Source organism: Microbacterium sp. NC79, assembly GCF_019061125.1.
In the GTDB taxonomy this organism is placed as follows: domain Bacteria; phylum Actinomycetota; class Actinomycetes; order Actinomycetales; family Microbacteriaceae; genus Microbacterium.
On the sequence record NZ_JAHQYI010000001.1, the window covers coordinates 1,901,368 to 1,927,332 of the forward strand.

General features: G+C 62.7%; 23 protein-coding genes. 11 read left to right on the forward strand and 12 right to left on the reverse strand.

The annotated features are described in order from the left end of the window. Positions 1-47: 47 nt before the first annotated feature. Together KTJ77_RS08615 and KTJ77_RS08620 are read right to left on the reverse strand one after the other, a co-directional pair. On the reverse strand, positions 48-779 hold the full coding sequence (locus KTJ77_RS08615) for a tyrosine-protein phosphatase (protein WP_254367401.1): 732 nt from the start codon (positions 777-779) through the stop codon (positions 48-50). Further along, a complete protein-coding gene (locus KTJ77_RS08620; protein WP_217337984.1) occupies positions 776-1,237 on the reverse strand; it encodes a carboxymuconolactone decarboxylase family protein in 462 nt (153 codons plus the stop codon). The genes KTJ77_RS08615 and KTJ77_RS08620 overlap by 4 nt, the downstream gene beginning before the upstream one ends. 209 nt (positions 1,238-1,446) lie before the next feature. Here KTJ77_RS08620 and KTJ77_RS08625 point away from each other — a divergent pair, with 209 nt between their 5' ends. The 6 genes from KTJ77_RS08625 (at position 1,447) to KTJ77_RS08650 (ending at position 7,390) form a co-directional block, all read left to right on the forward strand. Beyond that, positions 1,447-2,352 (forward strand): alpha/beta fold hydrolase, encoded by a 906-nt coding sequence (locus KTJ77_RS08625; RefSeq protein WP_367948874.1) that lies wholly within the window; start codon positions 1,447-1,449, stop codon positions 2,350-2,352. A gap of 83 nt (positions 2,353-2,435) precedes the next feature. Beyond that, entirely contained in the window at positions 2,436-3,959 is a 1,524-nt protein-coding gene (locus KTJ77_RS08630) for an ABC transporter substrate-binding protein (RefSeq protein ID WP_217337985.1), read from the forward strand. Continuing rightward, a complete protein-coding gene (locus tag KTJ77_RS08635) occupies positions 3,956-4,909 on the forward strand; it encodes an ABC transporter permease (protein WP_217337986.1) in 954 nt (317 codons plus the stop codon). Before KTJ77_RS08630 ends, KTJ77_RS08635 begins: the two co-directional genes overlap by 4 nt. Beyond that, positions 4,906-5,793 (forward strand): ABC transporter permease, encoded by an 888-nt coding sequence (locus KTJ77_RS08640; RefSeq protein ID WP_217337987.1) that lies wholly within the window; start codon positions 4,906-4,908, stop codon positions 5,791-5,793. Before KTJ77_RS08635 ends, KTJ77_RS08640 begins: the two co-directional genes overlap by 4 nt. Then, entirely contained in the window at positions 5,790-6,605 is an 816-nt protein-coding gene (locus KTJ77_RS08645; RefSeq protein ID WP_217337988.1) for an ABC transporter ATP-binding protein, read from the forward strand. The genes KTJ77_RS08640 and KTJ77_RS08645 overlap by 4 nt, the downstream gene beginning before the upstream one ends. Then, complete coding sequence (locus KTJ77_RS08650) at positions 6,602-7,390, forward strand: ABC transporter ATP-binding protein (protein WP_217337989.1); 789 nt, start codon at positions 6,602-6,604, stop codon at positions 7,388-7,390. Before KTJ77_RS08645 ends, KTJ77_RS08650 begins: the two co-directional genes overlap by 4 nt. Before the next feature lie 141 nt (positions 7,391-7,531). Here the strand turns inward: KTJ77_RS08650 and KTJ77_RS08655 are convergent, their stop codons facing one another. From KTJ77_RS08655 to KTJ77_RS08665, 3 genes are read right to left on the reverse strand one after another with little or no spacing between them, the layout of a single operon-like run. After that, positions 7,532-8,128: a GNAT family N-acetyltransferase gene (locus KTJ77_RS08655; RefSeq protein ID WP_217337990.1), complete on the reverse strand. Its 597-nt coding sequence runs from the start codon at positions 8,126-8,128 to the stop codon at positions 7,532-7,534. Beyond that, on the reverse strand, positions 8,125-8,814 hold the full coding sequence (locus tag KTJ77_RS08660) for a uracil-DNA glycosylase (RefSeq protein WP_217337991.1): 690 nt from the start codon (positions 8,812-8,814) through the stop codon (positions 8,125-8,127). The genes KTJ77_RS08655 and KTJ77_RS08660 overlap by 4 nt, the downstream gene beginning before the upstream one ends. A gap of 1 nt (position 8,815) precedes the next feature. Beyond that, the gene (locus KTJ77_RS08665; RefSeq protein WP_217337992.1) at positions 8,816-9,589 is read right to left on the reverse strand and encodes an SDR family oxidoreductase; all 774 of its coding nucleotides are present in this window, start codon (positions 9,587-9,589) and stop codon (positions 8,816-8,818) included. Positions 9,590-9,720: 131 nt separating this feature from the next. Here KTJ77_RS08665 and KTJ77_RS08670 point away from each other — a divergent pair, with 131 nt between their 5' ends. Together KTJ77_RS08670 and KTJ77_RS08675 are read left to right on the forward strand one after the other, a co-directional pair. Beyond that, positions 9,721-11,043: a bifunctional o-acetylhomoserine/o-acetylserine sulfhydrylase gene (locus KTJ77_RS08670; protein WP_217337993.1), complete on the forward strand. Its 1,323-nt coding sequence runs from the start codon at positions 9,721-9,723 to the stop codon at positions 11,041-11,043. Between the two features lie 376 nt (positions 11,044-11,419). After that, entirely contained in the window at positions 11,420-12,625 is a 1,206-nt protein-coding gene (locus KTJ77_RS08675; RefSeq protein ID WP_217337994.1) for a homoserine O-acetyltransferase, read from the forward strand. 14 nt (positions 12,626-12,639) lie between these two features. Here the strand turns inward: KTJ77_RS08675 and KTJ77_RS08680 are convergent, their stop codons facing one another. Then, entirely contained in the window at positions 12,640-13,395 is a 756-nt protein-coding gene (locus tag KTJ77_RS08680) for an NUDIX domain-containing protein (protein ID WP_217337995.1), read from the reverse strand. A gap of 211 nt (positions 13,396-13,606) precedes the next feature. Here KTJ77_RS08680 and KTJ77_RS08685 point away from each other — a divergent pair, with 211 nt between their 5' ends. Then, a complete protein-coding gene (locus KTJ77_RS08685; RefSeq protein ID WP_217337996.1) occupies positions 13,607-14,359 on the forward strand; it encodes an SDR family NAD(P)-dependent oxidoreductase in 753 nt (250 codons plus the stop codon). A gap of 64 nt (positions 14,360-14,423) precedes the next feature. Here KTJ77_RS08685 and KTJ77_RS08690 read toward each other — a convergent pair whose 3' ends face one another. The 6 genes from KTJ77_RS08690 to KTJ77_RS08715 all read right to left on the reverse strand — a co-directional run bounded on the left by KTJ77_RS08690 (position 14,424) and on the right by KTJ77_RS08715 (position 20,929). Further along, complete coding sequence (locus tag KTJ77_RS08690; RefSeq protein WP_217337997.1) at positions 14,424-14,747, reverse strand: thiamine-binding protein; 324 nt, start codon at positions 14,745-14,747, stop codon at positions 14,424-14,426. 26 nt (positions 14,748-14,773) lie between these two features. Further along, on the reverse strand, positions 14,774-16,027 hold the full coding sequence (locus tag KTJ77_RS08695) for a hypothetical protein (protein WP_217337998.1): 1,254 nt from the start codon (positions 16,025-16,027) through the stop codon (positions 14,774-14,776). Then, positions 16,024-16,851 carry an ADP/ATP-dependent (S)-NAD(P)H-hydrate dehydratase gene (locus KTJ77_RS08700; protein ID WP_217337999.1) on the reverse strand — a complete coding sequence of 276 codons (828 nt, stop codon included), beginning with the start codon at positions 16,849-16,851 and terminating at the stop codon, positions 16,024-16,026. Before KTJ77_RS08700 ends, KTJ77_RS08695 begins: the two co-directional genes overlap by 4 nt. Before the next feature lie 84 nt (positions 16,852-16,935). Then, positions 16,936-17,997: a hemolysin family protein gene (locus tag KTJ77_RS08705; protein WP_217338000.1), complete on the reverse strand. Its 1,062-nt coding sequence runs from the start codon at positions 17,995-17,997 to the stop codon at positions 16,936-16,938. Further along, positions 17,994-19,304, reverse strand: a complete 1,311-nt coding sequence (locus KTJ77_RS08710; RefSeq protein WP_217338001.1) for a hemolysin family protein — start codon at positions 19,302-19,304, stop codon at positions 17,994-17,996. Before KTJ77_RS08710 ends, KTJ77_RS08705 begins: the two co-directional genes overlap by 4 nt. A 164-nt stretch (positions 19,305-19,468) precedes the next feature. Further along, positions 19,469-20,929, reverse strand: a complete 1,461-nt coding sequence (locus tag KTJ77_RS08715; protein ID WP_217338002.1) for a GuaB1 family IMP dehydrogenase-related protein — start codon at positions 20,927-20,929, stop codon at positions 19,469-19,471. A gap of 229 nt (positions 20,930-21,158) precedes the next feature. On the opposite strand from KTJ77_RS08715, the gene KTJ77_RS08720 reads away from it, so the two are divergent. Both KTJ77_RS08720 and KTJ77_RS08725 read left to right on the forward strand, forming a co-directional pair. Beyond that, the gene (locus KTJ77_RS08720) at positions 21,159-24,839 is read left to right on the forward strand and encodes a multifunctional oxoglutarate decarboxylase/oxoglutarate dehydrogenase thiamine pyrophosphate-binding subunit/dihydrolipoyllysine-residue succinyltransferase subunit (RefSeq protein WP_217338003.1); all 3,681 of its coding nucleotides are present in this window, start codon (positions 21,159-21,161) and stop codon (positions 24,837-24,839) included. A 187-nt stretch (positions 24,840-25,026) separates the two neighbouring features. Further along, positions 25,027-25,956: a diacylglycerol kinase family protein gene (locus tag KTJ77_RS08725; protein WP_217338004.1), complete on the forward strand. Its 930-nt coding sequence runs from the start codon at positions 25,027-25,029 to the stop codon at positions 25,954-25,956. Positions 25,957-25,965: the final 9 nt, after the last annotated feature.

The following is a 25,965-nucleotide window of genomic DNA, read 5'->3' on the forward strand; positions in this document are numbered from 1 at the left end:
TTACCTCACTCGAGGAAATCTGCCCGCGCCCACCCGCGGCACCCCCACTATCGGATTGTTCGGGTTCCGCGGTCGACGAGAACGTCAACGAGTCCGGCGATTTCTTCGTCACTCAGTCCCTGCGCACGCAGGTAATCGGTTGGTGACCCAAATCGATTCGTGAGGTCAGTAAGCAGCCCCTGCATGATCCGGGCGGGCGACTGCGTGGCAAGCTCCACGATGTTCTGCGATTCGGGGTGCACCTTGCGCACGAGTTCGATCACGGCTCGATTGCGCTCTGCGGGGAGAAGCGATTCGGTACGGGCATAGTCAGCAATGATTGCCCGCTCGTCGACCCCGGCGGCAGCGAGCGTCAATGCAACCGTCACTCCGGTGCGGTCTTTGCCCACCGTGCAGTGCACCAGCACCGGCTGATCCGCGAGCACACCGCGCACCACATCGACGACCCGATCGGCGGAGTCATCGACGAGCGTTCGGTACATGTCAGTCAGCCCGAGGTTTTCCGTAAAGAAGGACGCAACGGAACCGGCAAACAGGGGCACGCGCTGAATCGGAATGTCGCCGGCACGGCTGGGCTGCTTGCGCACCTCTTCGTCATCGCGCAGGTCAATAATGCGCTTCAGGCCGAGCGCAGCGAGATCTGTCTCACCTTCGGGCGTGACGGTGGCGAGGTTTCCAGAACGGAACAACACCCCGTGGCGCGTCGCACTCCCCGCCACCGGAAGGCCACCGGTATCGCGGAAATTGACCGTGCCGTGTACGAGTGATTCGGCCATCATGACTTCACCGGTACGGGGTAACGACCCGCGATCGCCACACGGTTGAAGGCATTAATAGAGACCGCGGCCCACGAGAGTGCCGCATATTCCTTCTCGGTAAACACGGAACCAACCCGGTTGTACACGGCGTCAGGGATGCCGCCGTTATGGATGTAAGCAAAGGCCTCCGCGAGTTCCAGCGCCGCACACTCGCGCTCGGAGAACACTCCAGACTCACGCCACACCGGAATCTGACCAATCTCGTCGGGAGTCACCCCCGCAGCGATAGCGGCCTCGACGTGAATTCGAACGCAGAACGCACAACCATTGATTTGTGATGTGTGCAGCATCAACAGCTCTTTGACGCGATCCTCAATCCCGTTGTCCGCACAGATCTGAGAAACCGTAGACGAAAATGCGGCGAGGGCTTTGTAGGCGGCCGGCTCGGTCTTCGAAAGATGTACACGCGTCTCTGCCATACCCCAACTCTACGACGCTCCGCCCTCACGAGGCGCTATTGATGGTTCCGAGGGGTGAAAATTCAAGGTGACAACTGGTTTCTTGTAAAAGTATTCATAATGCGCAGCAATACGCGATTGTTTCTGTGCATTTTGCTTTTCGATTTCCGCGAGCACCGAAAACAGGTCGATAATTCAAACGATCCTATTACCGCCCCGAAAGGCACGCTGTGACGATCGAAGCAGTGAGTGAGTTTTCGTTTCTTGCCGGACAAGCACAGGCGCTTGGCGTTGACGCCGAGCCCATGACGCGCGTTGCCGTACCAGCTGGTGACGGCCGTACGGTCAGTGCCCTCAAGTACACCACCGACGAACCCATCGTCACCCTCCTCCACGGCGCGGGGCTTAACGCCCACACGTGGGACGCGACCGTCCTGAGCATGGGCCTTCCCGCGCTCGCGATCGATCTTCCCGGTCACGGTGACAGCTCGTGGCGGGACGACGCAATGTATTCGCCGAGCAACCTCGCCGACGATGTCATCGTGGCGCTCGATGCGTTGACGAGCCGGCCGCAAATCTTGGTCGGACATTCGCTCGGCGGCCTGACCGCCGCCGCTATCGCCGCGCGCCGCCCCGACCTCGTCGAGCGGATCGTTTTCGTCGACATTGTTCCGGCGCTCGATCCCCGGATGGGCCCCGCCGAGCTGCGGGCGTTCTACTCGAAGCAAGACTTTGTGTCGCGCGATGAGGCTGTCGACTACGCCATGGGTTTCGGCATGGGCGGCGACCGGGAGGGCACCGCACGCGGCGTGCTTTTCAACACGCGCATCCGTGACGACGGCAGGGTGGAGTGGAAGCACCACTTCGCTCGACTCGCACTCACCATCCTGCCTGAGGGCGCTGCCGAAGGAACTCTCGTGCAGAACGAGCAGTCGTGGCAGAACTTTGAGGCGATTACTGCACCTATGACCCTCGTGCGCGGCGCCCACGGTTACATCGATGAGTCCGCCCTGCACACATTCGCCCACCGTATTCCGCGCGCGGCCATCGAGACCCTCGACGCCGGTCACAACGTTCAAGAAACGCAGCCGGTGGCACTTGGCGCCATCATCGCCGCTACCACAGACACCGATTAGCGGGCTCGGGGCCGCGCCAATGCGTGCGCAGCTTGCCCCGGTTCCGACATTCCCCCTTACCCTTATGTCCGGAAAGGACTGACATGTTCCGTCGCACCGCAGTGTTCGCCGGCCTCGCCGCTATCGCGCTCGCGCTCAGCGCTTGCGCACCGTCTGCCCCCGCCCAGCCGTCCCCTTCGGCGACCGGCCCCTCCGCCACCGGATCGCCTGTCGCCGATGGCGAACTGGTCGTTGGCCTCGTACTCGAACCCGACAACCTCGATATCCGTCACACGTCGGGTGCCGCGCTCGAGCAGATTCTCGTCGACAACATTTACCAGGGCCTCGTGACCCGCGACGAAGAGAACAAGATCATTCCGGCGCTGGCAACGGACTATACCGTCTCCCCCGATGGGCTGACGTACACGTTCACGCTGAACGAAGGCGTCGTCTTCCATGGCGGTCAGCCACTCACCTCGGCTGATGTCGTCGCGTCGTACACCACGGTGAAGACAGACGCCACCGTGATCGGCAACCGCGAGTTCGCGAATGTCGCGACGGTGACCGCACCCGACGCGTCGACCGTTGTCATCACGCTGACGGAACCAGACATCAACTTCCTCTTTACGCTTACGACGCCTGCTGGTCTGGTTTTCTCTGCCGCAGACACCACCACGGATCTGAAGACGGCAGCCAACGGCACCGGACCCTTCCTGTTCGACTCGTGGAAGCGCAAGGACAGCATTACGTTTAAGCGCAATGACGCCTACTGGAGCGATGCCGCGCAGCTCGCCGAGGTTACCTTCGTCTACATTCCTGACTTCACCGCTGGCGTGAACGCGGCGACCACCGGCGACCTGGACGTACTCACCGCCGTTGACCCGAACCTCGCGGTGAACTTCGACGGCACCGACTTTGTCATCACGACGGGCAAGACCACTGACAAGGCGACGCTCGCGTTCAACAACAAGAAGGCTCCCCTCGATAACGTGAAGGTACGCGAGGCGCTGCGCATGGCGATCAACCACGAAGCAGTCATCACGGCTGTCGGTTCCGGCGTCGAGCAGTTCGGCCCCATCCCCGAGCTTGACCCCGGCTACGAAGACCTCTCGGACGTTGTCTCCTACGACCCTGAGGGCGCCAAGAAGCTTCTCGAAGAGGCCGGAGTCAAAGACCTCCAGCTCACGCTGACCATTCCGTCGTTCTACGGCACCACCGTCACCAAGCAGCTGGTCTCTGATTTCAATGCGATCGGCGTCACGCTCAAGATTGAGAACGTCGAGTTCCCCACGTGGCTCAACGACGTGTACACCAACCACGACTACGACCTGAGCTTCGTGCTGCACGTCGAGCCGCGCGACTTCAGCAACTGGGCAAACCCCGACTACTACTTCGGTTACGACAACAAGAAGGTGCAGCAGCTCTACGCTGACGCGCTCGCGACGACGGATGAGGCACAGTCCGAGAAGCTTCTCGCTGAGGCTGCTCGCATCGTCTCGGAAGACCACGCAGCCGACTGGCTGTACACCGGCGCAACGCTGACCGCACACCTGCCGAAGGTCACCGGCTTCCCGATGAACTCGGTTAACTCGCGTATCAACCTGGCGAACGTCGCAATCGTCGAGTGATCCGATACATCCTGACACGATCAGCCCTCCTCACCGGAGGGCTGATCGTGGCGTCCCTACTGATCTTCCTAGCGTTGCGGGTGTTGCCAGGCGACGTCGCTCAGGTGATCGCGGGGGCAGAAGGAACACCCGAGCAGGTCGCGCAATTGCGCGAAGAGCTCGGTCTCAACGAACCTCTCCCCGTGCAGTACTTCAGCTGGATCGGCGGGGTTGTGACGGGAGACATGGGCACCTCCCTCATCACCAACACCAAGGTCGTTGATGAACTGTTGGAAAAGGCCGAGGTCACGATTCCCCTGGGCCTGATGGCCATGGGCGTCGCCCTCGTTATTGCTGTGCCGCTGGGCATCCTCTCGGCGCTTCGTCGCAACAAGATGAGCGGAACCGCGTTGAGCGTTGGCGCGCAGGGAGTCGCCGCCGTGCCGGTGATTTGGGCCGGCATGGTACTCATCCTGGTCTTCTCGTTATGGCTCGGCTGGTTCCGCGCGCAGGGGTTCCCCCGCGCGGGCTGGGAGAAGCCCGGTGATGCTTTTATGGCGCTTGTGCTGCCGGCAATCACCATTGGCATCGTCGAAGGTGCCGTGCTCATGCGGTTTGTGCGCAGCGCGACGCTTGACGCTGTCACGCGCGACTTCGTTCGCACGGCTGCGGCGAAGGGGCTCACGCGCACGCAGGCGCTCTTGCGTCACGGTCTGCCGAGCGTCGGACTCTCCATCATCACGGTGCTCGGCCTTCAGGTTGCAGGCATCGTCGTGGGCGCCGTCGTGATTGAGAAGCTTTTCAACCTGCCAGGGATCGGTCGCATGCTCATTGATGATGTGGGTGCCCGTGACCTGCCCCTCGTTCAGGGCGAGCTACTCGTGCTCACCGCGGTCGTCCTCCTCATCGGCTTCGCGGTTGATATCGTCCACCGCATCCTCGACCCACGGCTTCGGGAGGCGAGCGAATGAGCACGCAACGCACCGGGTGGTTCCGCCCGCTCTGGCGTTCTGCCACCGGAAAGTTCGGCCTCATCGTGGTTACGATCGTCGTTCTCACGGCGCTTGTCTCGCTATTTTGGACTCCTTTCCCCGCCGAGCTTGCCAACGTCGATGACCGTTGGCTCGGCCCCGGCTGGCCGCACATTCTCGGCACCGATAACGGCGGGCGAGACATGCTCACCCACATCATGCTGGGCGCGCGCACCACGGTTGTCGTTGCCGTCGGCGCTGCCGTCATCTCGACGATTATCGGCATTGCGCTCGCCTGCCTTGCCACACTGACAACTCGCCTGATGCGCGAAGCCATGGCAACACTCATCGATGTGCTGCTGGCATTTCCGGTTTTGATCATCGCCGCGATGTTGGCGTCGATCGCCGGGCAGTCACTGTGGGTCGTCGTCTTTGCCGTTGGCATCGGCTTCGGCGTCAACATGGCGCGCGTCACCCGTCCAGAACTTCGCCGCGTGCTCTCCAGCGACTATGTGCTCGCCGGTAAGGCGGCAGGACTCACCACCACGCAAAACGTACTCAGGCACGTGCTGCCCAACATCGCACCGGTGTATATCGTGCAGCTGTCATGGTCGATGGGCGTCGCCGTGCTTGCCGAGGCTGGGCTCAGCTACATCGGGTTCGGGGCTTCGGCCAACGACCCTTCGTGGGGACGTCTCCTCGCCGAAACACAAGCTTTCATCAACATTCACCCGCTCGCCGTGATTTGGCCGGGCTTGGCGATCTCGCTTACCGTGCTCGCCCTGAACCTGCTCGGAGACAAGTTGCGTGAGACCACCGATCCCACCCTCAGCCGTCGCATGGTTAAGAGCATGCCCGCCCCGATGCCGACGGTGACCGCATGAGCCTCATCGTCAAGAACCTCCACGTCGAGATCCACGGCAAGACCGTGATCGAAGACATTAGTTTTGAGGTGCCAGATGGTGCCCGCGTCGGTCTCATTGGCGAATCCGGCTCAGGTAAATCGCTCACCGCCCTCGCTATTCTCGGCCTGCTGCCCGATGGTTCCGAAGTCTCAGGCAGCATCACGTGGAATGGCACCGAGCTGATCGGCATGTCTGATCGCAAACTCGCTGAACTTCGCGGCGACGAGATCGGCATCGTTTTCCAAGAGCCGCAGACCGCACTCAACCCGATTCGCACCCTGGGCCGACAAATCGCCGAGTCAATCCGTATTCACGAAAACGTGACGCGTAGCGAAGCAAAGTCCCGCGCCCTCGCCGAGGCGATCCGTGTCAAGCTGCCCGACCCGGAACGCATCGTGAAGCGGTATCCGCACCAGGTCTCTGGCGGCCAACGCCAACGAGCCGCCATCGCGATGGCGCTCGCGTGCCGCCCCAAACTTCTCATCGCCGATGAGCCGACAACGGCGCTGGACGTCACCATCCAGGCGGACATCCTCACGCTCCTGCGCTCCCTCGTCGCCGACGACGGCATGTCGCTCGTGTTCATTACCCACGACCTCGCGGTGCTCAGCCAGGTCGCCACGCATGGCGTCGTGCTGGAACACGGTCGCGTGATTGAGCATGGCCCGTTGACGGCACTGCTGACCGCACCGCAGTCCCCCATTACGCAGGGCCTCTTGCGCGATGCGCAGGCCACCCTGTGGCGGGCACCGGATGGAACCGTGGCCGATGCGACGGGAGGGGCGGCATGACGATCATCGCAAAAGATCTCACCCGTCGATACGCACGCGCCAAGGAGACACCGTTCGAAAAGCGCACGTATGCGACCGCTCTCGACGGCGTGGACTTCACAGCTGAAGACGGCGAAGCGGTTGGCATCATTGGCGAGTCCGGCTCAGGAAAATCGACCCTGATTCGATTACTGCTCGCCCTCGATACACCGACCAGCGGAACCGTCGAGATTAACGGTCGCGCCGTTGATGCACGAAAGTCTGCCCGCAGTTTGCACTGGCTTCGCCGCGAAACCGGGATCGTTTTTCAAGATCCGTATGCATCGCTTGACCCGCGCATGTCGGTCGGGCGCGCGATCGCTGAGCCGCTGTGGGCACTGGGAATTTCCGGAGATCACCGCGCCCGTGTCGCCGAGGTGCTCGAAGACGTTGATCTCGAGCCCGACATGGCTTCGCGTTTTCCGCATGAGTTTTCTGGCGGTCAGCGTCAGCGCATCGCGATCGCGCGGGCGCTCGTGCACAAGCCGTCGATCCTCGTCGGCGACGAGCCACTGTCAGCGCTTGATGTGACCGTGCGGGCGCAGATTCTGGACGTTTTGCGCACCCTGTTGGCACGAGACAACATGACGATGCTGTTTGTCTCTCACGACATCGGCGTGGTGCAGGCACTGTGTGATTCTGTCGTCGTGATGAAAGACGGCGCGATTGTCGAGCGCGGCGTGGTCGGCGACGTGTTGCAGCACCCGCGTGAGGACTACACGAAGCGCCTGCTGGCGGCGATCCCCACGATCAACGTCACCCCGTAACCCCCACGCTCCCCACTTCTCCCCAGCCTTCCCCCGCCCTTTCCCCGCGAAACACATTTTGGTCGGCGAGAAACATGCGGCCGCGCGATGTTTCGCCGACCAAAACGTGTCTCGCCGCGTGGTGGGCGGGAGGGGCGGCGCTTAGCGGGGTGGCTTGCGGGACTTGGGGAGCTCTTTTTGCATGATGATGGTTCCGAGCCACCGGTCAAACTTGAAGCCAACGCGGCCCATCCGCCCCACTTCGACAAAGCCGAGCTTCTCGTGCAGCGCGATTGAGGCTTCCGCACCCTTGTCGCTGATGACGGCCAGAATCTGACGAATCCCGGCGGCTTGGCCGCGAGCGATGAGTTCGGTCAGTAATGCGCGGCCGATGCCCTTGCCACCGGCGCTCGGACCGAGGTAAATCGAATTCTCGGTCGTGTATCGGTACGCCGATTTCGGCTTCCACTGCGAGAGCAGCGCGTAGCCAAGCACCTGCCCGCTCGGCGATACCGCAACAAGGAAGGGCAGCCCCAGTTTGCCAAGGTGCGCGAACTTGTCTTTCCATTGCGCGAGCGTCCACGTGGCTTCATCAAAAGTGACTGATGAGTTGGTCACGTAGTAGTTGTAGATTTCACGCACCGATGGCAGGTCTTCTGCCACCGCATCGCGGATCGAGAAGCCGAACTCCTCGGCCGGCTCGCTCGGCTGCAGGTGCCGGGGAAGCTTGCGAGGCTTGAGGTATTCGTCGGGTTTCATCGCTCCACTCGCCAGTCGATCGGCGCTGCCCCCTGCTGGCGCAACAGGTCGTTGACGGCGGAAAAGGGGCGGGAACCAAAGAATCCACGCGAGGCTGACAGTGGCGATGGGTGGGCGGATACGATCGCAGGCGTCTTGCCAAGCCAGCCGCGAAGGTTTTCGGCATCTTTGCCCCAGAGCACCGCGACGAGTGGTTGCTCGCGGGCCGCGAGCACGCGGATGGCGTGTTCGGTGATACGTTCCCACCCCCAGCGGCGGTGCGATCCGGCGGCACCGGGCGCGACCGTCAACACACGATTCAACATCATGACGCCCTGATCGGCCCACGCCGACAAATCGCCGTGCGACGCTGGCTCAATGCCGAGGTCGGCGTTGAGCTCTTTGTAGATGTTGCTGAGACTCCGCGGCAGTGGGCGCACATCGCGGTTGACCGCGAAAGAAAGGCCGATGGCGTGCCCGGGAGTCGGGTAGGGATCTTGCCCAACGATCAGCACGCGCACATCGGCGAGTGGGCGTTGGAAGGCGCGAAACACGTTGTCAGCGGCGGGCAGCACCTCGACACCGGCATCACGTTCGGCCTGCACCCGCGCTGAAACGGCGGCGATATCGGCGGCGACAGGTGCGAGGGCCTCGGCCCATCCGGCGTCGATTCTTCCGTCAGACGCCAACTGCTCGAGCGTTGTCACGTTACAGGCGGGGCTTCAGCTCACCACGAATCAGCACGTGCTGTGCCGCTTGAGCGACCGGGCGCATCGTAATGAGGTCGAGGTTGACGTGACCGGGGGCGTTGAGCGCGTAGCTGATGACGTCGGCCACATCGCTGGCAACGAGCGGAGCTGCGACGCCTTCGTACGTCGCTGCCACAGCCCCGGTGTTACCGCGGTTGCGGTTGAGGGTGAATTCTTCGGTGAAGACCATGCCGGGGGCAATCTCGGTGACGCGTAGTGGTTCACCGGCAAGCTCAAGGCGAAGCGCCTTCACGACCATCGACTCCCCCGCCTTCGCGGCGTTGTAGCCAGCACCGCCCTCATATGCGGTCTGGGCCGCGGTAGACGTGACAAACGCGAAGTCGGCGTGGCCGCCCGTGAGCGAGGCCCGACGCAGTTGGGGAAGAAGCGCGGCAACAAGGCGCTGCGTGCTCATCACGTTGGCCTGGAACATCCACTCCCAGTCGTCGGTGCGCGCGTCTTCGATGCGCTCCGTGCCGGCAGCACCGCCGGCGACCTGCACCAGTGCGTGAATGGTTCCGGTGCTTTCCAGATACTGCGCGAGGGCATCAACATCGGCCTGCTTTGTCAGGTCAGCGGCGAACACCGCGGCTCCCGTCTCTGCGGCGACCTGGGCGAGACGCTCCGCGCGGCGAGCCACACCCACCACATCCCAGCCGGCCTCGCGGAGCGCGACAACCGTCGCGCGGCCGATACCTGAACTTGCTCCCGTTACAACTGCACGCCTCGTCATGCCTCCACGCTACAAGGTGTGTGCGTCGATCGTGTTACGTAACATGTCCCACAACTTGGCCAGCGTGAGGTATCACCCTAATCTCGTCTGAGCGGCTCCTGTTGCCGCCCGACAACACTAGGAGTCTTCTCATGTCTGCACCCGAGAACTGGCGTTTTGAGACCAAGCAGATCCACTCTGGCGCTGCGCCAGACCCGGTCACCAAGGCTCGCGCCACCCCGATTTACCAGACCACGTCGTACGTGTTCGACAGCACCGACCACGCCGCGAACCTGTTCGCGCTTGCCGAGTTCGGCAACATCTACACCCGCATTCAGAACCCGACGCAGGATGTCGCAGAGCAGCGCATCGCAGCACTCGAAGGCGGCACCGGAGCCCTCCTCGTCTCATCGGGCCAGGCGGCAGCAACCACCGCAATCTTGAACATCGCTGGCGCTGGTGACCACATCGTCTCCTCCAGCTCGATCTACGGCGGCACGTACAACCTCTTCAAGTACACGCTGGGCAAGCTCGGCATTGAGGTCACGTTCGTGGAGAACCAGGACGACCTCGACGAGTGGCGCAACGCTGTTCGCCCGAACACCAAGCTGTTCTTCGGCGAGACGATCGGTAACCCGAAGATCAACGTGCTCGACATTGCCGGCATTGCCGCTGTCGCCCACGAGGCTGGTCTCCCACTCATCGCCGACAACACGATCGCGACACCGTACCTGATCAAGCCGTTCGAGCACGGTGCTGACATCGTGATTCACTCCGCCACGAAGTTCCTCGGCGGTCACGGCACGGTCATCGGTGGTTCCATCGTCGATGGCGGCCGCTTCAAGTGGTCAGAAAACGTCGAGAAGTTCCCGGGTCTCACGGAGCCCGACCCGTCGTACAACGGCGCAAGCTACACCGCCGCTGTTGGCGATGGCCTCGCTTTCATCATCAAGGCGCGCGTGCAGTTGCTGCGCGACCTCGGTTCAGCGATTGCTCCGGCGAGCGCATGGCAGCTCATTCAGGGCATTGAGACCCTGTCGCTGCGCATCGAGCGCCACGTGCAGAACGCGCAGGAGATCGCCGAGTGGCTCGACAACCACCCCGACGTCGCGACCGTCAACTACTCGGGTCTGCCGTCGTCGCCGTGGTACGCCGCCGCGAACAAGTACGCCCCCAAGGGTGTCGGCGCTGTGCTGTCGTTCGAACTCAAGGGCGGCGTTGACGCTGGCCGCGCGTTCGTCAACAACCTGAGCCTGTTCAGCCACCTCGCCAACATCGGTGATGTGCGCTCGCTCGTGATCCACCCGGCATCGACCACGCACTCCCAGCTGAGCCCCGAGCAGCAGCTCACCGCGGGCGTCACGCCTGGCCTCGTGCGTCTTTCGGTTGGTCTCGAGAACATCGAAGACATCAAGGCTGACCTGGAGACCGGTCTCGCCGCCGCTCGCGTGCAGATCGAGCAGACCCGCGTCTAATCCCCCCTCGCCGAACGCCCCGACCTTTCCGAAGGTCGGGGCGTTTCGCGTCCCCACCCCATACAACGCAACCCAGCCATCTCGGCCACCTCGGCAGCGCACCCAACCCAACCCAACCATCTCGGCACCGCAAGGTGCCCCAGGAAGGAGCGGCGGATGGCGGAGGGAATATTGGCGGGTCTGGCAGGCCGCCCGCAGGGCGGCCCGGAGATATTCCCGCAGCCATCCGCCGTTCCGCCCCCAGCTCAGCCACCCACCGCCCCCAACTCAGCTACTTCCGGCGAAAAACCATCCGAAAGCCAGCAGAAAGCGTGCCGAAGGCGCCCCCGAAAGTCACACTTCGCGTTTCGAGAGCAATACCGGACAGAATGGAACCATGGATTGGCAGGTTTCCGAAGACACGGTGCCGTCGGCTCCCGTAACGGAGGCTGACGCTCGATCGTTGCTGGGTCGTCCCCCGGCGACTGGAGCGTGGCGTGATGGTGATCCGGCGGGTGAGCGTCACTTCGCGACCTTCGGCACATTCCGCACCGAATCGGGTGGCCAGTTGCCGTCGTTCCGCCTTGCCTACGAGACGTGGGGTGAGTTGAACCCGGATCGTAACAACGCGATCCTGATCTTGCACGCTCTCACCGGTGACTCCCACGTGCGCGGCGATGCGAGCCGCGCACACCCAACCGCGGGCTGGTGGGAAGACATTGTGGGCCCAGGCGCCGCTATTGACACTGACAAGTACTTCGTCATCGCGCCGAATATTCTTGGCGGCTGCCAAGGCTCGACCGGCCCCTCCAGCATTGCGCCCGATGGGTACGAGTGGGCTTCGCGCTTTCCCTACCTCACGATCCGTGATCAGGTTGCCGCGCAGCGTATGCTTGCCGACCATCTCGAGATCGACCGTTTCTTTGCTGTCATCGGTGGTTCCATGGGCGGCATGCACGCGCTGGAGTGGGCCGTCACAACTCCCGATCGTGTCGCACGCCTCGCCGTGTTGTCTTCGCCCCCGCTCAACACAGCGGATCAGATCGCACTCAACTCGGTGCAGCTGGAAGCCATCGCGATCGACCCGCACTTTAACGGCGGCGAGTATTACGACGCTGGCGACGGTGAAGGCCCCAACCGAGGTCTCGCGCTCGCACGTCGCATGGCTCTGCTCAACTACCGCAGCCCATCAGAGCTCAACCAGCGGTTCCAGCGCTCGTGGCAGTCACCGGTATCGCCGTTTGGTCTTGGCGGGCGATTCGCGGTGGAGAGTTACCTCGACTTTCACGGCAACAAGTTCACCCGCCGATTCGATGCGAACAGCTATGTGATCCTCGTCGGAGCGATGGACTCCCACGATGTCGGCCGTGACCGCGGCGGCGTAGAAGACGCTCTCGCACGCGTGACGGCCACGACGCTCGTGCTCGGTATTGACAGCGACCGCCTTTTCCCCGTCGACGGTCAGCACCGCATCGCTAAGGGCATCCCCAACACGCTTGATGGCAACCAGGCTGTGGTGATCTCCAGCGATTTCGGCCACGATGGCTTCCTGATTGAACACGAAGCCGTCAGCATGCATCTGCGGCGCTTGCTCGCCGCCTAACGTTCGAGGGGCCGCTACGAGGCCCAAACTTCGTTGAGGTAGGTCCACGGCAACGCGCCGGCGACAATACGGTGACGAGGTCCGGTCGTATCCGGCCGATCCGCGTCATACTCGTAGTCGCCCTGCCAGAACAGCACCGTGGTTCCGTCACGCTTTCGCATGCGGGTGCCGTATTCGCGCGGCTGCACGTCACGCAAGTGCGTGCTCCAGGCAGCCAGCGACTCGCCACACCCGGTGAGCGCCGTCAGCGTGATGAATGTCGGCGGATACAGCGTGACACGGCCTTGTGCGTGACGCTCCAGCATGTCGATGGGACGAATCCACGTCCACTCCGCCACCTCATCGGGTGAAGGCACAAAGGTGCCTGATGACGCCAGCGCAACGAAGAACCAGGTACGAATACGCACCGCGGTGTCGGTAGGCGGCTCCCAGGTAGAAATCTGCACGAGGTTATCCGGCACGACGTCGAGTCCGGTCTCCTCCTTCGTCTCGCGAACCGCCGTTGCTTTAAGCTGATCAGCCATGGTTCCGCCAGGCACCGCATCTTCGGGGTCAACCTTGCCGCCCGGAAAGACCCAAGCGCCGGCAAACGTGCCGCGTTCGGGGCGACGGAGCATCAAAATTTCGGGGCCATCAGCGCCCTCGCGGGCGACCACAACTGTCGCCGCACGCGCCGCAATCGGAACCGGATCTGCTCCTCGTTCGCGAGCGGCCTCGGTCTGCGACATAAAAGAGCGAAGCGCGTCAGCGCCAGGAACAGCATCGGTCATGCCCCCACGCTACACGCTGCAAAATGGAGCGGTCACGCCGCCTCGACACCGACCGGGCGCGCGCATACGCACCGACCGGGCGGGTGCATACGGGTGCGGCTGGCGCCGTTCCCTACCAGCGAAGAAAGGCTGGGACCGGGGCGGAACCACGGGAGTAGGCTGGATATGCCTGCAGAGCAGGGTGCTGAGCAGGCGGGAGAGAGGAATCCTCATGCGGCTCGAGAACAAGGTCGCCATTGTCACCGGTGGCGCCGGCGGTATCGGTCAAGGAATCGTAAAGAAGTTTCTCGATGAGGGTGCGAAAGTACTTGTTGTCGATGTCATTCCTCAGGCAGACGGCGACACGCTGATCGCCGAACTCGCCACCGGCCGTGGTGCCGCGTATCTGCAGAAGGACATTTCTGTCGAGGCAAACGCCGCCGCCATCATCGCAAAGGCGCTCGAGCACTTCGGCAAGCTCGACGTGCTCGTGAACAACGCACACGCATCCAAGCAGGCACCGATTATGGACACCACGCAGGAGATGTGGGATCTCAGCTTCGGCACCGGCATGTACGCGACGTATAACCTGATGCGCGCTGCCCACCCCGAACTGAAGAAGACGCAGGGCTCGATCGTGAACTTTGCGTCAGGCGCTGGCATTAAGGGCCTGCCCAACCAGGTCACCTACGCCGCCGCTAAGGAGGCCATCCGCGCGATCAGTCGCGTCGCCGCCCACGAGTGGGCAGCAGACGGTATTCGCGTCAACCTGGTGTCGCCGGTCGCACTCACTCCCGGCATTCAGCAGTGGGCTGCGGCCTACCCTGCCGAGTACCAGAAGGTCGTCGATGGTGTGCCCCTCGGCCGCCTTGGCGACCCGAAGGATGACATCGCGCCCGTCGTTGCTTTCCTCGCAAGCGACGATGCTCGCTACCTCACCGGTCAGACGCTGATGACCGACGGTGGATCGACGATGTCGGCCTAACCAGTCAAAACACAGGGGGCTTTGCGTCACTTTGACGCAAAGCCCCCTGTTACGTTTCGTGCGGCTACTCGCCGCTCGGCTGTTCTTGCTCGTCCATCGCCTGCTCCAGACGGTCAATCTTGGCGTTGATCTCGCCCGAATAGCCGGGGCGAATGTCAGCCTTGATGACAAGCGAAATTCGCGAGCCAAATGGTTCCACCGCCGCCGCCGCGCGCTTCACGACATCGAAGACTTCATCCCACTCCCCCTCGATTTCGGTGAACATGCTGGACGTGCGGTTGGGGAGGCCAGATTCGCGCACGACGCGAACCGCGGCAGCGACAGCATCGTGAACGGAACCATCGGCACGGCCGGTACCGGAGGGAGCGACGGAGAAAGCGAGAAGCATGATGTCCTTTCGAAGGCTGATGAAGACTACGTTCTTACGCTGGCCTGTGTCAGCGTAAGAACGGGCAGCGGGCGGCGAATGGCCAGGATAGCGACGCGCGTCACCGTTGCAAACATCAGGGCGATAAGCAGCAGGTTGCGAATGGTGATGATCGTGACGACAACAACGTCGGTCTGTAAGAACAGATCGTAAAACAGCGGGTAAAGCAGGTGGGTGCAGGCCGCGATGATCACTCCGGTAATCGCGTACGGCAGCGCACGACGGCGATCCCACACCAGCCACAACACAATCGGCGCGATCAGCCAGGTCTGAAACTGCGGCGAACCCACCTTGTTAAACACGATGAATGCCAGCACGGCCGCCATCGCGAGCGGCGGCATCAGCGCCTTCGCCGAGACACCTCGATGGTGCGCAATAAGGCCAAGCGCGGCAAGCGAGACGGCCGCGAGCAACAGCATGGGCGTGAGAATGTCGGCGAGCAACTCCACGCCCGGCCCACCCACTTGGAATGTGATCAGCGCATAGTCGTACTCGATGCCGGCTCCGGGAACACCCGCGATCGCGCTCCACAGGAACGGGGTGGCAAAGACGGCCTCAGCCTGCAGTCCGCGAGAACTCTGCATCGACATGAAGCCGAACAGGAAGCTGATGCCGCCACCCAGCGCGACGATGGCCACCACCACGGCGCTGACGACGAGCGTGCCCTCGACGATGCGGCGTTTGCTGGTGAGTGACGCGAAGGCGGCCGCGAGAATCGCGCCGGTCCAGATCTTCATCCACGCAGCCATCGCCAAAAGCGCCGATGCGACGACCGGATGCGAGCGAATGAGCAGCACGCCAACGACGGCGAATGGCACCGTCACGGCGTCAAGCCGGTACAGCGCAATCGGACCAAGTGCGACGAGAAATATGATCCAGAACACGGCGGCTGCCCGGCGGGAGCGTGACCGGCCGCCACGCACCAAGTAGTGAAAAGCGATCGCGTCAAACACGAACACCACCAGCACCCAGGACCATTCGTAACCCATCACCGGCACGAAGAACTGCGCAAGAATCATCGGCATCAGCGCAAGCGGTGGGTACACCCACGGTTCGGTGACGCCCACAATCCCCTGCCCACGCATCGCGTAGGCAGACCAGGGTTGATACACATTCCACACGTCGTTGCGTGGCGAGTTCGGCTCAACCCATCCCAGCCACGCGACCAGCACGTGGGCACCAACAAACAGGGCCCACAGCGCAAGCGCCCACATCAGGCCGACGCGGACGTGCGGTTTCATGCTTCTCCGTTCAGCACGGCAGCAACCGCACCGGGTGCCGCGTCGGCAACGTCCATCGCTACGATCGGATGAGGGGTGACGGAACCACGATTCGCGGCGAGCGCACCGGCTCTTGAGTGGAGAAAGACGCCGGTAGCTGCAGCCTGTGCGGCAGCTAGGTGAGTTGTCGGCCGCGCCTGCGCGATGACCGCGCCGATCATTCCGGCAAGCACATCGCCGGTGCCCGCGGTGGACAGCCACGGCGTTTCCACGGTGACGCACCACGACTGGTCGGCGCGAGGCGCAGAAATAAAGGTCTGCGCGCCCTTCAGCACCACCACAGCCCCAAGCTCCGTTGCCATGTTTGCGACGTCAGATGCGACGTCACCCGTGAGCGACATGCCATGGTGTTGCGCGAGACGGGCAAATTCACCAGTGTGCGGCGTGATCACGGTCAACGCCTGTGGGGTGACAACAAGCTCAAGTGCACCCGCATCGGCGACCACGGGCGTCGAGCCGGTCAGCAGCTCCGTGGTTCCGGCCTCCAGGGCGTCCTGACGGGTTTGCCCAGAGCCGACGACCCAGGCGTCGCAACACCCACCTGTCGTAACCGTCTCCGGGCGCCGTGCGAGAACCAGCGCGCTCGCAGAACCGATGTACCGCACGAGACCGGCACCAGCACGCCATGCGCCTTCAACGCCAAGCACGGCCGCACCCGGGTAGGTCAGCGAGCCGGTACGCAACGCGACGACTCCGCGCGAGTACTTGTCATCTGACGCGGTTGCCGTGCGGATCACCGCGCGCGCATGTGCAGCGGTGAATGCCTCGACCCGCGTGTGCTTCATACGACCACGGTACCGCCCGTAGCGCCGCCAGAAAGCCACGGGGCTGACGAGATTTCTCTCACCAGCCCCGTGGCTTTTGATCGACTATCGGCTGGGCCGGCCACCACGCTCGGTAGCGTCTTGAACCTCACCGATGAGCTCTTCAATGATGTCTTCCAAGAACAGCACGGCGACGGTGTCACCGGCGTCATTGCGAACGCGAGCCAGGTGCTTGCTGGCTCGCCTCATCAGCGCGAGCGCGTCTTCGAGATCTGTCGTGGTTTGCACAGGCACGAGATCGTGCACACGCTTTGCCGGAATGGCACGAATGCCAGCCGGGTCACCATCCTGCGTGACCCGCAGCACGTCCTTGAGGTGCACGTATCCGACCGGAAAGCTCTGCTCATCCACGATCACGTAACGCGAGTAGCCGTACTTGGCCACGGCCCTTTCGACGTCGTTCGGAGTGGTGCTTTCACCGAGCGTGACAAGACGCTCCAGCGGAACGGCAACGTCCATCGCCTTCTTATCGGTGAACTCGACGACGTTCGACACGGTGCCGGCGGTGTCATCCAGCACACCTTCTGCACGCGACTGGTTAACGATCGTGGCAACCTCGTCGAGCGTGAATGTGGATGCGGCCTCGTTCTTCGGCTCAACGCGGAACAGGCGCAACACCGCGTTCGCGATCCAGTTCAACGTCCAAATGACGGGGTGAAACACCTTCGATATCCACACAAGCGGCGGCGCGAGCAACAGCACGGCGCGGTCAGGAACCGAGAACGCGAGGTTTTTCGGAACCATCTCGCCGAAGACCACGTGCAGGTACGAGACCAGCAACAGGGCAATCACGAACGCGATCGTGTCGACCGTGCCCGCATCCAGATTGGTCAAGCCCAGCGGGTAGGCCAGCAGGTGGTGGATCGCGGGTTCTGACACGTTCAGAATCAGCAGCGAACAGATCGTGATGCCCAGCTGGCTGGTGGCCAGCATGAGCGTTGCGTGTTCCATCGCGAACAGAGCGGTCTTCGCCGAGCGTGACCCCTTTTCCGCGAGCGGCTCAATCTGTGAGCGACGAGCCGAGATCACGGCAAACTCGGCACCGACGAAGAAGGCGTTACCGATGAGCAAAATCACCAACCAGACAATTCCCATCCAGTCGTTCATTTGCTCTCACCCCCCTGCACTTCGATTTCCCCGGTGTCGGCTGGGACAAACTTCACGCGATCAACACGGCGACCGTCCATGCGCTGCACGGTGAGGGTTCCGTCCGCCACATCGACCTGATCGCCGACCTGCGGGATACGCTCGAGCACGCTCATGATGAAGCCGCCGACGGTGTCGTACACATCACCTTCTGGCACGTGCACACCAGCGCGGTCAGCCAACTCGTCTGGCCTCAGCTCACCAGGGAACGTCATCGACTCTTTTCCACGGATCACCCCGGCGCGCATGCGGTCATGCTCGTCGAGCACTTCACCCACAATCTCTTCGACCAGGTCTTCCAGCGTGACGATGCCAGCGGTTCCGCCGTATTCATCCACCACGATGGCCATCTGATAGCCGCGCGAACGAAGCTCAGCGACAAGCACATCGAGGTGAACGGTCTCCGGAACACGCAGCGCCTCGGTACTGAGGGCCGCCGCGGGTACGCTGTCGCGCTTCTCTCGAGGCACGCCGATCGCCGCCTTGAGGTGCACGATGCCGATGATGTCATCCATCGACTCGCCGTATACCGGAAAGCGGCTGTGACCCGTGGTGCGGGCGAGAGTCACGACGTCATCCGCCGTGTCTTGCGCCGATAGCGCCTGCACGCTGGGGCGCGGCGTCATCACGTCATCTGCCGACAGCCGAGCGAACGTCAACGAACGGTTCAGCAGGCTGGCGGTATCAGCTTCGAGCACACCGGCGCTCGCCGAACGGCGCACAAGGCTGGACAGCTCTTCGGCCGAACGCGCACCGCTGAGCTCTTCTTTTGGTTCCACACCCATGGCACGAAGAATGCCGTTGGCGGAACCATTAAGCATGACAATTGCCGGCTTGAAGACGGTGGTGAAAGCGGTTTGGAAGGGCACCACGATCTTGCCCGTCTGACGAGGCAACGCCAGCGCAAAGTTCTTGGGCACCAACTCGCCAATGATCATTGACAACACGGTGGCAACGAACATGGCCACAATCGTGGCAATCGGTTGGGATACCGCGGTGGGCAGTCCCCACGACGCAAATATCGGCGCCATCAGCTTCGACATGGCCGGTTCCATCGTGTAACCGGTCAGCAGTGTGGTCAGCGTAATGCCGAGTTGTGCGCTGGAGAGGTGAGTCGAGGTGATCTTCAGCGCCGCGATCGTCATAGCGAGGCGCGTTTCACCGCGGTCGCGACGCGCTTCCAGGTCGGCACGGTCAAGGTTCACCAGGGCAAACTCACTGGCAACGAAGAGGCCGGTACCGATGGTGAGCAAGAGACCAATGGTCATTCCCAGCCAGGGCGCTAGCTCCACAGCAATTCACCCCCAACCTTCGGGGCGCAGGAACAGAGGGGCGTGTATCTACAACTGGGAGGGTCGTCCATCGTGTCCGCAAGTCTAACGGAACTTCCTGAACACGAGCTTTCGATCGATGTGTGACACCTCGCCGAGAATCACCAGCTGACGGCGAGAGATTTGCCTTCTTCATATCCCGCTGCCGATTGCAGGCCAATGCGAGCACGCTCGTGAAATTCGGGAAGCGTGCGGGCACCTGTGTACGTGAACGACGAGCGCACGCCGCTGGTGATCATGTCGAGGAGGTCTTCAACGCTCGGGCGGAGCGGATCGAGATAAATCTTTGACGAGGAAATGCCCTCGGCAAAAAGTTCTTTGCGGGCTCGCTCGTAGGCGCTCAGCCGGCCAAAGCGGGCCTGCACCGCCTTCGTCGACGCCATTCCCCACGACTCTTTGTACACGCGCCCCTGCTCATCACGGAGAAGCTCTCCAGGTGACTCAATGGTTCCGGCAAACCACGAACCAATCATGATCGACGCCGCTCCAGCCGCGAGCGCCAAAGCAACATCACGCGGGTAACGCACGCCGCCATCGGCCCAAACGTGGGCACCCATGTCTTGCGCCGCCTGCGCAGTTTCTAATACGGCTGAGAACTGCGGGCGCCCCACCGCAGTCATCATGCGCGTGGTGCACATGGCTCCTGGCCCCACGCCTACTTTCAGAATGGTTGCGCCCGCGGTCACGAGGTCGTGGACCGCATCAACGGTGACAATATTGCCTGCCACGATCGGTAGGCCGAGGTTCAAAGCAGCGACAGTCCTGATCGCTTCGACCATGCTGTGTTGGTGCCCGTGCGCGGTGTCGAGCACGAGAACGTCAACGCCCGCCGCGGCGAGCGCTTTCGCCTTCGCCGTGATGTCGCCGTTGATGCCGATGGCCGCCGCAACTGCCAATCGTCCATTCGAATCCAGCGCAGGCGGGTAGATCGTCGCACGCAACATGCTGCGTGCGCTCGCCGTTCCTACGATGACGCCGTGGCGGTTTCGCACCAGCATGATCTCGCTGTCTGTCTCATCGATTAGGTCGAACGCCGCCCGAGCGGATGTCACATCGTCAGCGTCAATCGCCGGTGCTGCGGCGGCGACGAGGTCGCCAAGTGCGGCGTCGGCCAGCACGGACGCCAACCGCTCACCCGTCACCACTCCCCGCACGTTCGCTTCGCCAAGGGGCGCATGCGGGTCACGCACAACAACGACCCCCACGCCGGACACCGCCGGAACCAGCCGGAGCGCATCGGCCGCCGTTGCCGCTTCAGACAACACGATCGGGGTATCCCACAGCGCTGGTTGCTCCTTCACCCAGCGGATTGCGGCATCAAGTTCTTGGAGTGGAACATCCTGTGGCAGCACGGCAAGCCCACCGCGACGCGCCATCGTCGCCGCCATCCGCGGCCCCGTCACCGAGTTCATGTTGGAAGCGACCAACGGGATGCGCGCCGGGGTGCCATCGGACGGTGTGAGATCCACATCCAGCCGACTCGTCACGCTTGACCGCGATGGCACCAAAAAGACGTCGCTGTACGTCAGATCGACCTGAGGCTGTTCGCCGATGAACTCCATATCATCACGGTACGCCTGAGCCGACCAGGCGTGCGCGAACCGCCGAATGCTGGGGACAACATTTCTGTTGCACCCCGATCACGCCCCGATGTTTCGGCATTGTGATCGTAACGATCAGCGCGGCGCTCAAGCACCGCCGGATCTGCGTTAGGCTTGAGGGGTCCTGCGTGTGGGCAGAAGTGTGCCCCCAGGGCTCCAGGATCATCACGACGAAAGTGGGCGATCGAGCGTGTCGAGCCAGTTGACGGGCATCGGTGCTTCGAACGATGGAGAGTTCGGGGCCAATGAATGGCTTGTCGAAGAACTCTATGAACAGTTCAAGGCAGATAAGAACTCAGTAGATAAGGCATGGTGGCCCGTTCTTGAGGCCTACCAGCCCCAGACAGGCGCAACGACTGCTCCGGCCTCTACTGCCAAAACCGCGGCCCCGGCTGCAACGGAGCCGCGCCCGATAACGGCGCCGATTCCGGTGATCGGATCACAGCCTGTAGCGAAGACGACCGCAAAGCCGGCCGCGCCACAGCCGATTCCGGCACAGGCACCGAAGTCGACGGTGGCGGAACCTGATGAGGGCGGTGACGAAGATGTCGTCACGCCGCTGCGTGGCATCTTCAAGACGATCGCCGCAAACATGGACATTTCGCTGACGTTGCCAACGGCAACGAGCGTTCGCACCATCCCGGCGAAGCTGATGATCGATAACCGCATCGTCATCAACAACCACATGGCACGTGCCCGCGGTGGCAAGGTCTCGTTCACGCACATCATCGGCTGGGCCATGATTCAGGCGCTGAAAGAGTTCCCGAGCCAGAACGTGTACTACGACGAGATCAACGGCAAGCCGTCGGTCATCGCTCCGGCACACGTTGGCCTCGGTATCGCTATCGACCTTCCGCGCCCCGATGGCACCCGCGCTCTCGTGGTTCCGTCCATCAAGCGCGCTGAGACTCTCACGTTTACCGAGTTCCTCTCCGCGTACGAAGACCTCGTCGCGCGTGCTCGTGACAACAAGCTGACGGCAGCCGACTACCAGGGCGCAACAATTTCGCTCACCAACCCTGGCGGCATCGGAACCGTACACTCGGTTCCGCGTCTCAGCAAGGGCCAGGGTTGCATCATCGGCGCCGGTGCGCTCGAGTACCCCGCAGAGTTCCAGGGCTCGTCGGAGCGTCTGCTGGCTGAGATGGCGATCGGTAAGACGATCACCCTCACCAGCACGTACGACCACCGCGTTATTCAGGGTGCTGGTTCCGGTCAGTACCTGAAGAAGGTGCACGAACTCCTGATCGGCCAGCGTGGCTTCTACGAGGGCATCTTCGCGGCGCTGCGTATTCCGTACGCACCGATCCGTTGGGCATCTGACATCAAGGTTGACCTTGCTGAGCGCGTCGACAAGCAGGCGCGCGTGCAAGACCTGATCAACGCATACCGCGTTCGCGGCCACCTGATGGCTGACGTCGACCCACTCGAGTATGTGCAGCGTTCACACCCTGACCTCGAGATCGAATCCCACGGTCTGACGTTCTGGGATCTTGACCGCGAATTCGTCGTCGGCGGCTTCGGCGGCAAGCGTGCCATGAAGCTTCGTGACGTTCTCGGTGTGCTGCGTGACTCGTACTGCCGCACCATCGGCATTGAGTACATGCACATTCAAGACCCCGAGCAGCGTGCCTGGTTCCAGGAGCGCGTTGAGGTCAAGTACCAGAAGCCGACCCACGGTGAGCAGTTGCGTGTGCTGGGCAAGCTCAACGAGGCTGAGGCTTTTGAGACCTTCCTGCAGACGAAGTATGTCGGCCAGAAGCGCTTCTCCCTTGAGGGTGGCGAATCGCTCATTCCGCTGCTTGACGAAATCCTGCAGGGTGCGGCTGCCGCCAACCTCGATGGCGCGGCCATCGGTATGGCTCACCGTGGTCGCCTGAACGTTCTGACGAACATTGCGGGCAAGACCTACGGTCACGTCTTCCGCGAATTCGAAGGCGCCGTCGCGCTTGGCAACAAGTTCGGTTCGGGTGACGTCAAGTACCACCTCGGCACCGAGGGAACGTTTGTCAGCGACAACGGCAACGCCCTGCCGATTTACCTCGCCGCTAACCCGTCGCACCTGGAAACGGTCGACGGCGTGCTCGAAGGTATTGTGCGCGCAAAGCAAGACGCGCACCCCATCGGTTCGTTCACGTGGCTGCCCGTGTTGATTCACGGTGACGCCGCGTTCGCTGGCCAGGGTGTCGTTGTTGAGACGCTGCAGATGTCGCAGCTGCGTGGTTACCGCACGGGCGGTACCGTACACATCATCGTGAACAACCAGGTTGGCTTCACGACGCTGCCGCAGGACTCGCGCACGTCGGTCTACTCGACCGACGTTGCCAAGACCATCCAGGCACCGATCCTGCACGTGAACGGTGACGACCCTGAGGCTGTCATCCACGTGGCGCAGCTCGCGTTTGAATACCGCGAGAAGTTCCACCGCGATGTCGTCATCGACCTGGTTTGCTACCGCCGCCGCGGTCACAACGAGGGCGATGACCCGTCGATGACGCAGCCGCTGATGACGAACCTCATCCAGGCGAAGAGCTCGGTTCGTAAGCTCTACACCGAGGCTCTCGTCGGTCGTGGCGACATCACCGCTGACGAGTACGAGCAGGCCAAGGCTGACTTCCAGGGCCGCCTTGAGGTGGCTTTTGCCGACACGCACGCGGCACAGACCGGTGCGATCGACATCGTCACAGAAGAGGCAGCTCCGCAGCTCGCTGGCGACCCCGAAGTGACGGGTGTTTCGAAGGAGGTCGTCGAGCTGATCGGTGACGCCTTCGCCAACAAGCCCGAGGGCTTCACGGTGCACTCGAAGCTGCAGCAGCTGCTCGACAAGCGTGTCGACATGAGCCGCAACGGCTCGATCGACTGGGGCTTCGGTGAGTTGCTCGCGTTCGGTTCGCTTCTCGTCGAGGGCACGCCGGTTCGTCTGGCAGGTCAGGATGCACGACGCGGAACCTTCGTGCAGCGCCACGCTGTGCTGCACGACCGGGCAAATGGCCAGGAATGGCTGCCCCTCGCGAACCTCTCCGAGAACCAGGGACGCTTCTTCGTCTACGACTCGCTGCTCAGCGAGTACGCGGCGATGGCGTTCGAATACGGGTACTCGGTGGAGAACGAGAAGGCTCTCGTGCTGTGGGAAGCCCAGTTCGGTGACTTCGCAAACGGCGCCCAGTCGGTCGTTGACGAGTACATCTCGTCGGCAGACCAGAAGTGGGGCCAGCAGTCGAGTGTCGTGCTGCTTCTCCCCCACGGCTACGAAGGCCAGGGCCCTGACCACTCGTCGGCCCGCATCGAGCGTTACCTGCAGCTGTGCGCACAGGACAACATGACCGTGGCTCGTCCGTCGACGCCCGCGTCGTACTTCCACCTGCTGCGTCGTCAGGCATACTCGCGCCCGCGTCGCCCGCTGATCGTCTTCACCCCGAAGGCCATGTTGCGTCTGCGTGGCGCATCCAGCCCGGTCGAAGACTTCACCAGCGGCAAGTTTGAGCCGGTGATTGACGACACCCGCGGCCTCGACAAGAACGCTGTCAAGCGTGTGCTCGTCCACTCGGGCAAGGTCCACTGGGATCTCGTCAGCGAGCTGGACAAGGCGCCGAACCCGGAAGTCGCACTCGTTCGCCTCGAGCAGTTCTACCCGGCCCCGGTCGACGAACTGCGCGCCGTGCTCGACACCTACCCGAACGCTGAGGTCGTTTGGGTTCAGGATGAGCCGGAGAACCAGGGTGCGTGGCCGTTCATTGCACTGACCGTTGCTCCTGAGCTTGGCCGCGACGTGCGCGTCGTGTGCCGCCCGGCGTCGGCTTCGCCGTCGACCGGTTCGAGCAAGGTTCACGCCCTTGAGCAGGCTGACCTGCTCAAGCGTGCGCTGAACTAACGCAGTCCAAAACGGAGGGCGAGGGCATTTATGCTCTCGCCCTCCGTCGTTTCTGCCCCGTGTGTGTCGCGAGCGGAGGAGATTGTCGTGGGAGAAGGAGATTTTCGCGACAAACTCCTTCTGCCGCGTCATTCACCTCCTCCCGCACGTGTACGGAGAACGGCTGTGCGCACGATATTCTCGTGGGATGCTCGCCGTTGTTTTGGTCAACCCGGCCGCGCGTGGCGGGTCTCCCACCGACGCGGTCGAAGTCGTACGCTCCCGCATTGGGGCGCTGGGCATCAACCGCGTTGTCACGTTAACGCCAGCGTCAGCCGCAAAGGCCGAACAAGAGCTTGCGACGCTCCTGCCCGAGACAGCACTCGTCGTCGTTATTGGCGGCGACGGAACCGTCAATATCGCCGTCAACGTGCTGGCAGGCACGCGCATCCCGCTGGGCATCGTGCCTACCGGTAGCGGCAATGACTTCGCGTCAGCCTTCGGCATCGCCGAGCTCGACACGCATGCGGCAGCAGAAGTCATCGCTGCCGGTGTGACGCGCTCGGTAGACCTCGCCGCCGTCAAGCGTCCCGATGGCACTGTGCGCCGCTTCGCGAGCGTCTTCGCCAGCGGATTCGATTCGCTTGTCAACGACCGCGCCAACAAGATTCGCTGGCCGCGCGGACACATGCGATACAACGTCGCCATCGCCATCGAGTTTTTCCTGCTCAAGCGCGTGCGCTACACCGCATCGTGGGTGGCAGCGGACGGCAGCACCGGAACCGCGGACTCGACGTTCCTGATGGCTTCCGTTGCGAACTCGGCCACCTATGGCGGCGGCATCCCGATCTCCCCCGAGTCTGACGCGACAGACGGCGCGCTAGAACTCATCCTGGTGAAACCGGCTGGCCGGCTGCGGCTGTTGAATCTCCTCAGCAAGGTATTCCAGGCAAAGCACCTCGGCGACCCGCTGTTTTCTGCGACCCGCATCACATCAGTCACGCTGAACACCTCCGATACCCGCGGGTACGCGGACGGAGACCCGGTGACCGCATTTCCGGCCGAGATTTCGGTGGAGCCAGGCGCACTCACGCTTCTTGTGCCGGCGACGTCACCGGCGCCCGCACAATCGGCATAGACTGAAAGG

Excerpts from the sequence above, each read along its gene's own strand:
- KTJ77_RS08615 (WP_254367401.1), bottom strand. The coding sequence starts at position 779 with ATGATGGCCGAATCACTCGTACACGGCACGGTCAATTTCCGCGATACC.
- KTJ77_RS08620 (WP_217337984.1), bottom strand. The coding sequence starts at position 1,237 with ATGGCAGAGACGCGTGTACATCTTTCGAAGACCGAGCCGGCCGCCTAC.
- KTJ77_RS08630 (WP_217337985.1), top strand. The coding sequence starts at position 2,436 with ATGTTCCGTCGCACCGCAGTGTTCGCCGGCCTCGCCGCTATCGCGCTC.
- KTJ77_RS08640 (WP_217337987.1), top strand. The coding sequence starts at position 4,906 with ATGAGCACGCAACGCACCGGGTGGTTCCGCCCGCTCTGGCGTTCTGCC.
- KTJ77_RS08645 (WP_217337988.1), top strand. The coding sequence starts at position 5,790 with ATGAGCCTCATCGTCAAGAACCTCCACGTCGAGATCCACGGCAAGACC.
- KTJ77_RS08650 (WP_217337989.1), top strand. The coding sequence starts at position 6,602 with ATGACGATCATCGCAAAAGATCTCACCCGTCGATACGCACGCGCCAAG.
- KTJ77_RS08655 (WP_217337990.1), bottom strand. The coding sequence starts at position 8,128 with ATGAAACCCGACGAATACCTCAAGCCTCGCAAGCTTCCCCGGCACCTG.
- KTJ77_RS08665 (WP_217337992.1), bottom strand. The coding sequence starts at position 9,589 with ATGACGAGGCGTGCAGTTGTAACGGGAGCAAGTTCAGGTATCGGCCGC.
- KTJ77_RS08670 (WP_217337993.1), top strand. The coding sequence starts at position 9,721 with ATGTCTGCACCCGAGAACTGGCGTTTTGAGACCAAGCAGATCCACTCT.
- KTJ77_RS08675 (WP_217337994.1), top strand. The coding sequence starts at position 11,420 with ATGGATTGGCAGGTTTCCGAAGACACGGTGCCGTCGGCTCCCGTAACG.
- KTJ77_RS08680 (WP_217337995.1), bottom strand. The coding sequence starts at position 13,395 with ATGACCGATGCTGTTCCTGGCGCTGACGCGCTTCGCTCTTTTATGTCG.
- KTJ77_RS08685 (WP_217337996.1), top strand. The coding sequence starts at position 13,607 with ATGCGGCTCGAGAACAAGGTCGCCATTGTCACCGGTGGCGCCGGCGGT.
- KTJ77_RS08690 (WP_217337997.1), bottom strand. The coding sequence starts at position 14,747 with ATGCTTCTCGCTTTCTCCGTCGCTCCCTCCGGTACCGGCCGTGCCGAT.
- KTJ77_RS08695 (WP_217337998.1), bottom strand. The coding sequence starts at position 16,027 with ATGAAACCGCACGTCCGCGTCGGCCTGATGTGGGCGCTTGCGCTGTGG.
- KTJ77_RS08700 (WP_217337999.1), bottom strand. The coding sequence starts at position 16,851 with ATGAAGCACACGCGGGTCGAGGCATTCACCGCTGCACATGCGCGCGCG.
- KTJ77_RS08705 (WP_217338000.1), bottom strand. The coding sequence starts at position 17,997 with ATGAACGACTGGATGGGAATTGTCTGGTTGGTGATTTTGCTCATCGGT.
- KTJ77_RS08710 (WP_217338001.1), bottom strand. The coding sequence starts at position 19,304 with ATGACCATTGGTCTCTTGCTCACCATCGGTACCGGCCTCTTCGTTGCC.
- KTJ77_RS08715 (WP_217338002.1), bottom strand. The coding sequence starts at position 20,929 with ATGGAGTTCATCGGCGAACAGCCTCAGGTCGATCTGACGTACAGCGAC.
- KTJ77_RS08725 (WP_217338004.1), top strand. The coding sequence starts at position 25,027 with ATGCTCGCCGTTGTTTTGGTCAACCCGGCCGCGCGTGGCGGGTCTCCC.